Annotated in this window: 8 protein-coding genes; 2 read left to right on the forward strand and 6 right to left on the reverse strand. The window is 36.0% G+C overall.

The annotated features are described in order from the left end of the window. The first annotated feature begins 126 nt into the window (after nucleotides 1-126). On the forward strand, nucleotides 127-438 hold the full coding sequence (locus BA053_RS04710; RefSeq protein WP_065095072.1) for an NUDIX domain-containing protein: 312 nt from the start codon (nucleotides 127-129) through the stop codon (nucleotides 436-438). A gap of 374 nt (nucleotides 439-812) precedes the next feature. Here the strand turns inward: BA053_RS04710 and folD are convergent, their stop codons facing one another. From folD to BA053_RS04735, 5 genes are all read right to left on the reverse strand, one after another. Next, the gene (gene folD, locus BA053_RS04715; RefSeq protein ID WP_065095073.1) at nucleotides 813-1,691 is read right to left on the reverse strand and encodes a bifunctional methylenetetrahydrofolate dehydrogenase/methenyltetrahydrofolate cyclohydrolase FolD; all 879 of its coding nucleotides are present in this window, start codon (nucleotides 1,689-1,691) and stop codon (nucleotides 813-815) included. Further along, a complete protein-coding gene (locus tag BA053_RS04720; protein ID WP_156518053.1) occupies nucleotides 1,675-2,355 on the reverse strand; it encodes a UbiX family flavin prenyltransferase in 681 nt (226 codons plus the stop codon). The genes folD and BA053_RS04720 overlap by 17 nt, the downstream gene beginning before the upstream one ends. Continuing rightward, nucleotides 2,348-2,614 (reverse strand): DUF2312 domain-containing protein, encoded by a 267-nt coding sequence (locus BA053_RS04725; protein WP_065095074.1) that lies wholly within the window; start codon nucleotides 2,612-2,614, stop codon nucleotides 2,348-2,350. Before BA053_RS04725 ends, BA053_RS04720 begins: the two co-directional genes overlap by 8 nt. 13 nt (nucleotides 2,615-2,627) lie before the next feature. Continuing rightward, complete coding sequence (locus BA053_RS04730; RefSeq protein WP_065095075.1) at nucleotides 2,628-3,911, reverse strand: HlyC/CorC family transporter; 1,284 nt, start codon at nucleotides 3,909-3,911, stop codon at nucleotides 2,628-2,630. Nucleotides 3,912-3,999: 88 nt separating this feature from the next. After that, entirely contained in the window at nucleotides 4,000-5,178 is a 1,179-nt protein-coding gene (locus BA053_RS04735; RefSeq protein ID WP_065095076.1) for an aspartate aminotransferase family protein, read from the reverse strand. Nucleotides 5,179-5,453: 275 nt separating this feature from the next. On the opposite strand from BA053_RS04735, the gene BA053_RS04740 reads away from it, so the two are divergent. Continuing rightward, a complete protein-coding gene (locus BA053_RS04740) occupies nucleotides 5,454-6,626 on the forward strand; it encodes an NADH-quinone oxidoreductase subunit D (protein ID WP_065106821.1) in 1,173 nt (390 codons plus the stop codon). A gap of 27 nt (nucleotides 6,627-6,653) precedes the next feature. On the opposite strand, the gene BA053_RS07425 is transcribed toward BA053_RS04740, so the two are convergent. Beyond that, the gene (locus tag BA053_RS07425) at nucleotides 6,654-6,797 is read right to left on the reverse strand and encodes a hypothetical protein (protein WP_153296793.1); all 144 of its coding nucleotides are present in this window, start codon (nucleotides 6,795-6,797) and stop codon (nucleotides 6,654-6,656) included. Between the last annotated feature and the right edge of the window lie 206 nt (nucleotides 6,798-7,003).

Consider the following 7,003-nt stretch of genomic DNA (forward strand, 5'->3'; position numbering starts at 1 on the left):
CTTGCCATTTCTAATCCTCCAAAATTTTATTTTACCCGAAAAAACTCCTTTCTTTCTCTCCACTTTTTCTGGGTAAGGTCAGTATAGTTTTGGTGAAAAAAAGTCGAGGTCCTTATAAAGGGTTGTTTGATTTACCAGGTAGAAATTGCTGAAACGCTTGAAGAGGCACTTGTAAGAGAAATTAGAGAAGAAACAGGTTGTTTAGTGAAACAATACGACCAAATCCAAACAGTTACTAGCCTATATCATTATAATGAAGACAATGTAAATAAATGTCTAAAACATATAGCAGTTTTATACAAAATTGAAATCATAGGAGAAATAAAGCGAGAATCTGATGGAAAAGATTCTGATGGTTGTATATGGCAAAGTATAGATACTATAAACTATAAAAAAATTTCTCCGATAGTTCATATAGCAAGTAAATTCACAAAATGAAGACTATTATTTTTATTACAGGTGTATCTACGGTTGGAAAATCAAGTTTGGCTCATATATTAGGTTCAAAGCTTTTTATGCCTAGAAACTTTGCAATTCCACTAACTATAGCTAACCCAAGAAAGGTTTCCCTACGTCATACCGCCGCGGTATCTCAGCATAGATTCCGCTAACGAGTAGCGGAATGACGAATTTGTTGTTTTTCAAATTGTAGGTAAACCTAAGCCACTTTAGCTATACTTGTAGAGAAAAAAGAATAGATGATGATCCTAAATATTTAATAAATTTGACTACTGAGGAATTTCAAAAATCTCAATTTTTTATTAATTGTGATATGGTACATTCTATCTTCATATAGCTTTCCTCTTCATACCTCAACTAATGAAATCAGAAGCATCAACTCCCTTTTGCAAGCAAGCAGCAATAACAGTGTTCATCATTAGAAATGCAATGGTCATTGGGCCAACGCCCCCGGGTACTGGGGTCATAGCTTTGGCTTTCCCTTTTATTCCTTCAAAGTCAACATCACCTACAAGCTCTCCTACGTTAACGCTATTTATGCCAACGTCGATCACTATTGCATCTTTCTTTATCCAGTCTGCTTGAACAAAATTTGGCTTTCCTACTGCTGCAACTACTATATCCGCTTTAGAGCAATATTCAGCTAAATCTTTACTCTGTGAGTGCAAGATGGTAACAGTGCAGTTTTCTTGCAACAATAGATGAAACATTGGTTTACCTACGATATTTGACCTGCCAATCACAACTGCGTTTTTACCAGAGAGGTTTTCTTCAATTGATTTAATTAAATGCAAAGAACCTTTAGGAGTGCAAGGTATAAGGCAATTTTTTTCACCTTTAACTAATTTGCCAACGTTCTCATCATGGAAGCCATCTACATCTTTTTCAATACTCACTGCATTAATTACTCTGCTTGCACTAATGTGATTTGGTAAAGGCAACTGTACTAAAATTCCATGTACAGATTGATCTTCATTGAATTCATTAATTTTTCCAATTAACTCATCTTCTGAAATATTATCAGGCAAAACAATAGTTTCAGAACTTATGCCTATTGATTCTGCTTTTCTTTGTTTATTACGAACGTAGACCTGACTTGCTGGATTGCTACCAACGAGAATTACTTTTAGGCAAGGAAAAATATTATGCTCCCTCTTTAGAACATGAATCTTTTGTGATAGCCTCTCACACAGGTCGTTTGCTATTTTTTTACCATCAATAATAATTGTCACTTCCTTGCCACTCCTTAAAGTTGGGTAATTTGATATCAAATAAATCCAATACTTTGCCAACAGAATGATTAATAATATCATCCAACGATTTCGGGTTAATATAAAAAGCTGGCACCGGTGGAGTAATAATTGCTCCCATCTCCGTTAATTTTAACATATTTTGTAAATGCCCAAGATGTAGTGGTGACTCTCGCACCATAAGAATTAATTTTCTTCTTTCTTTTAACGTTACATCTGCAGCTCTTGTTAGTAGATTGGAAGTGACACCTGATGCGATTTCAGACATTGTCTTCATAGAGCATGGTGCTACAATCATTCCTGAGGTTTTAAATGAGCCGCTTGCTATTTTTTCTCCTATTTTTTCTTCAGAATAGTAAAAATCTGCAAGTGATATAATATCTTCAAGTTTTTCTTTAATCTCATGAGCTAGAGTTGTTTTTCCAGCACGACTTATCACTAAATGAGTTTCATAACCAGGTTTGGTGTCATTTGAGTAGCTGACATTGGAATCTATACACTTTTTCTGGATGGAAGTAGTCAAGCTACTTGGATGACCGATGGATTGTACAAGAGATTTGTTAATATTTCTTAACGCCTCTAAAATACGTACACCGTAAATAGAACCAGATGCTCCACTTATTCCAATTACAATTCTGCTATTCACTTAACTCTTCTTCGCAACTCATTCCCAATGCACGTTTATAGGTATCAAGCAATATTTCCTGTTCCTCTCTGTCATCATCATCCATCTTCCTCAGCCTAATAATTTGTTTCATCACTTTTATATCCCAACCTTCATCTGCGGCTTTTGCATATACATCACGAATGTGATCTTGCACATCCCTCTTTTCTTGTTCAAGTTTTTCGATTCTCTCTATGTAACCCTTCAATTCTTCAGTCGTTATTTTTACTGTATCTTCCATGAAACTCCACTAATTAATTGCTGCTACTAATATTACCAGTTTTTACTTGCACTTCAACAACAGTAATAATATTTTTATCTTTTTTTAAAATCTTAAAGCGAAAACCATACATGGAAAACTCCTCGCCTTCGTCAGGAATGCGCTCTATTTCATTCACAATCATACCTGCTAGAGTTGTAGCTTCTTCATCAGGGAGATTCCAGTATAACTGCCTGTTAATGTCCCTAATAGTAGATTTTCCTTCTATGTGATACATATTATCAGATATTTTCTTTATAAAATTCTCCGTAATCAAATCATGTTCATCCGAAATTTCTCCAACTATTTCTTCCAGTATATCCTCAAGAGTTACAATTCCCTGCAGTGCTCCATACTCATCAATAACAAATGCAAGGTGTTTCCTGTTCTTACGGAAGTTGTGAAGTTGCACGCTGAGCGGTGTACTTTCTGGTATGAACCAAGGCCTTGACATAACTTGGGTAATGTCAACTTCTTCCGCTTTATTATTCTTTTCACGCAAAGCATTTATTAGAGCTTTCACGTGAATTACACCTACAATGTTATCTGGTTCCTTCTGCCATAAAGGTACTCTACTGTGACTGCTGGTTAAAATCTCTCTTATTAACTCTTCTTTATTCCGATCTATATCAAGAGAAAATAGGTTTCTTCTATGGGTCATAATTTGTGATATCTCTGTCTCAGCCAAATCAAGTATGCTGCTTAGCATATCTAAATCCTGTTGCAACATAGTTCCTTCACTGCGGTGAAGAGTAATCATATTACGCATTGCATCCGCTGCAGATATCACTTCCTTATCTTTATGCAGCCCACATAATTTGAGGATGAGGTTAACAATAAATTGAATACCTAGTGTCAATGGAGAAAAAATCTTTACAAAAAACAATACAAAATAAGCAGAAAATGATGCAAATTTTTCAGGATTTTGAATAGCATAAGTTTTTGGTAGAACTTCGCAGAACAATAAAATACAAAATGTCATTATAATTGTTGATAGGAGAATGCCCTCATTTCCAAAAAGATTGATAAATATTGCTGTAAATAAAGCAGAGCAAGTAATATTAATAATTGTATTGCCGAGCAATACTGTTCCTATTGTCAATTCTTTCCTATTTAATAAGCGGTCTATTATCTTGGCTCTTTTGTTACCGTCTAGCTTTAGCTTATTAACTCGAGAACGGCTAATTGAGGTTAAGCCTATTTCTGCTCCTGAGAACAAAAACGATAAAACTAACAAAACAAAAATTGCTGATGACACCAAGACCAATAACCAATCCATTAAAGTACGATGTTATTGTGATAAAAAATAAAATTAATTTTACATGTTATGAGAGGCATTTGCAAGCCTGAATTTATATTGCCGAATTTTATATATCTTTAATCTTAAAAAACAAATCATAAAGCATATTATACGCTGCGTTCACATGCTCATCCTCAATGATAAGTGGTGGGGTTACCCTTACTACTTTGTTGTTTAAAACCCTAGTTATTATTAAACCTTTATCAAGAGATCGACTAATAATTTTATCAGCTACAGGAGTTGCTAGTTCTATTCCCATTAGTAACCCTTCTCCACGAACTTCTAAAATCATCTCAGGAAATTCTTTAGCTAAAAGCAACAGCTTTTCTTTTAAATATTTACTAATTCTTTTAACATGATCAAAAAAGCCTTCTTTTAGCATTATATCGAGCACTGCATTACCAACAGTCATGGCAAGTGGATTGCCACCATAGGTTGATCCATGAGTTCCTGGAGTAATTGCTTCTGCTATGTAATCTTTCACTAAACATGCAGCTACAGGAAAACCGTTACCCATAGCCTTCGCACAGGTTAGCATATCAGGTTCAATGCCGACATTTTGATAATGAAATAAAGAACCGATGCGTCCATATCCGCACTGCACTTCATCAAAGCACAAAATTATTTCTTGAGCTTTTGTTATTTCCCTTACTTTTTGAAGATATTCTACGTCTAGTGGATATACTCCGCCTTCGCTTTGTATGGGCTCTAAAAACACAGCAGCTATTTCATTATTGATTTTTTCTTCTAATGCTTTAGTGTCATTTCTTGGCACTTTATCAAAACCAGAAAGAAGCGGAGCAAAACCTTCGCGTGATTTTTCATTACCTCCAGCAGAAATTGCAGCAATACTGCGGCCATGAAACCCTCCTTCAATTGTAACAATACGATTACGTTTTGCTTGCCCTTTTGAATAAAAGTAACGACGAATAAACTTAATTGCAGCTTCTGTTGCTTCAAGTCCACTTGAGCAGAAAAAAACTTTATCTGCAAAAGTAAGGGTTGTTAAACGGTCAGCAAGCCTTTCTTGCTCGGGAATAGTGAAAATGTTAGAGCAGTGCCATAATGAACTCGATTGCTCTTTCAGCTTATCTGTAATGTATGGATGACAATGCCCTAAAGAAGTTGTAGAAATACCTGCAGCAAAATCTAAATATTTTTTACCATCTTTATCAAAAAGATATGCCCCTTCTCCCCTGACTATAGGAGTGTCAAGTCTATTATACGCATTAACAACATGATCCATTTTATAAGTATTGTGGTATTATCTATACTATACCTGAAATGAATCCATTAACACAAAGCTTTTCCTTTAACCTCTTATGCTACTTCAACTAAAAATTTGGCTAATGCAAACCTTTTTTGTCATTCTATAGCTAAAGTGACTTGGTTTTACCAACACTTATTAGCCATTGTAAAAGTTTTTGTTTCTATTGAATGATAGTTGTAGCCTATGCAAGAAGTTTATTGACTTTGAGCGCACTTTAGCCTATACAATTTTAATATCTTAAACTACTGGACATGCCCGATCTAAAGACAATGATGTTAAATTTTGGACCTCAGCACCCAGCTGCACATGGAGTGTTGCGTCTTGTTTTAGAGATGGATGGTGAAGTGATCGAGAGGGCAGATCCCCATATTGGGCTTTTGCACCGCGGTACTGAAAAATTAATAGAACATAAAACGTATCTTCAAGCTTTGCCTTATTTTGATCGCCTTGATTACGTATCACCAATGTCACAAGAGCATGCATATTCACTTTGTGTGGAGAAATTGTTGCAATGTGAAGTGCCAATTAGGGCAAAGTATTTACGTGTCTTGTTTTGTGAACTGACGAGGATACTAAATCATTTACTGAACGTTTCTTCTCAAGCACTTGATGTTGGAGCAATGACCCCTCTTTTATGGCTCTTTGAAGAAAGAGAAAAAATACTGGAATTTTACGAAAGAGCTTCAGGTGCAAGGTTTCACGCAGCTTACATCAGGCCAGGTGGAATTGCAGCAGATGTTCCAGAAGATTTGATTGAGGATATTGCAAAGTTTATAGAGCAATTTCCAAAATATATAGACGATGTTGATGAACTTTTAACAGAAAATAGGATATGGAAGCAACGCACTGTAGGAATTAGTGAAATATCAATTAAACAGGCACTTGATTGGGGCTTTAGTGGCCCAATGTTGCGCGCTGCTGGGCTTGCTTGGGATTTGCGAAAAAGCCAGCCATATGAGATATATGATCAACTAGATTTTGATATACCGATCGGCCAAAATGGCGACTGTTATGACCGTTATCTAGTTAGAATGGCAGAGATTAGGCAATCTATCAGTTTGGTGAAGCAGTGCATAGAGAAAATGCCTGAAGGGCCAATAAAAACTGAAGATAGAAAAATTTCTCCACCGTCAAGAGCAGAGATGAAAAAATCTATGGAAGCTCTGATTCACCATTTTAAGCTCTATTCAGAAGGATATCACGTACCAGAAGGTGAGGCTTACGCAGTTGTTGAGGCACCAAAAGGTGAGTTTGGAGTGTATATAGTTTCAGATGGTACCAATAGACCTTATAGGTGCCGAATAAGAGCACCTGGCTTTGCGCATTTACAAGCCTTAGACTTTATGGCAAAAGGACACATGCTTGCTGACGTTGCAGCAATTATTGGCTCACTCGATATAGTTTTTGGTGAGATTGATAGGTAATCATTGGTACCCGTTCAGGCAATGGCGTCATGCAAGTAGCTGACACATAACTGTACGAACATTTGTTTGCAAAGGCAGTATGTTAAGTGTTATAGCCGATTTTGCCTCAAACACAAAGGCAGTGCCTTGACTACTTGGATCCAGAAAAATTGATTGTGTACTATACAACATTTTCGATCAAAAGCGTAACCGTTCACTGTTAGACTGCATTCTGTGATTTTTAGCAAAACATGATCTTTCATTTGAGCTTCCTTCAATTTAAAATAAATACAGAAAATTGCTACCTATAGCTAAACTGACCTTACCCAGAAAAAGTGGAGAGAAAGAAAGGAGTTTTTTCGGGTAAAATAAAATTTTGGAGGATTAGAAATGGCAAG

The sequence above is a fragment of the Wolbachia endosymbiont of Nomada ferruginata genome, from assembly GCF_001675785.1.
GTDB classification, from domain to species: Bacteria; Pseudomonadota; Alphaproteobacteria; order Rickettsiales; family Anaplasmataceae; genus Wolbachia; species Wolbachia pipientis.

Coding starts and splice junctions, on each gene's coding strand:
- BA053_RS04725 (WP_065095074.1), bottom strand. CDS start 2,614: ATGGAAGATACAGTAAAAATAACGACTGAAGAATTGAAGGGTTACATA.
- BA053_RS04730 (WP_065095075.1), bottom strand. CDS start 3,911: ATGGATTGGTTATTGGTCTTGGTGTCATCAGCAATTTTTGTTTTGTTA.
- BA053_RS04735 (WP_065095076.1), bottom strand. CDS start 5,178: ATGGATCATGTTGTTAATGCGTATAATAGACTTGACACTCCTATAGTC.
- BA053_RS04740 (WP_065106821.1), top strand. CDS start 5,454: ATGCCCGATCTAAAGACAATGATGTTAAATTTTGGACCTCAGCACCCA.
- BA053_RS07425 (WP_153296793.1), bottom strand. CDS start 6,797: ATGTTGTATAGTACACAATCAATTTTTCTGGATCCAAGTAGTCAAGGC.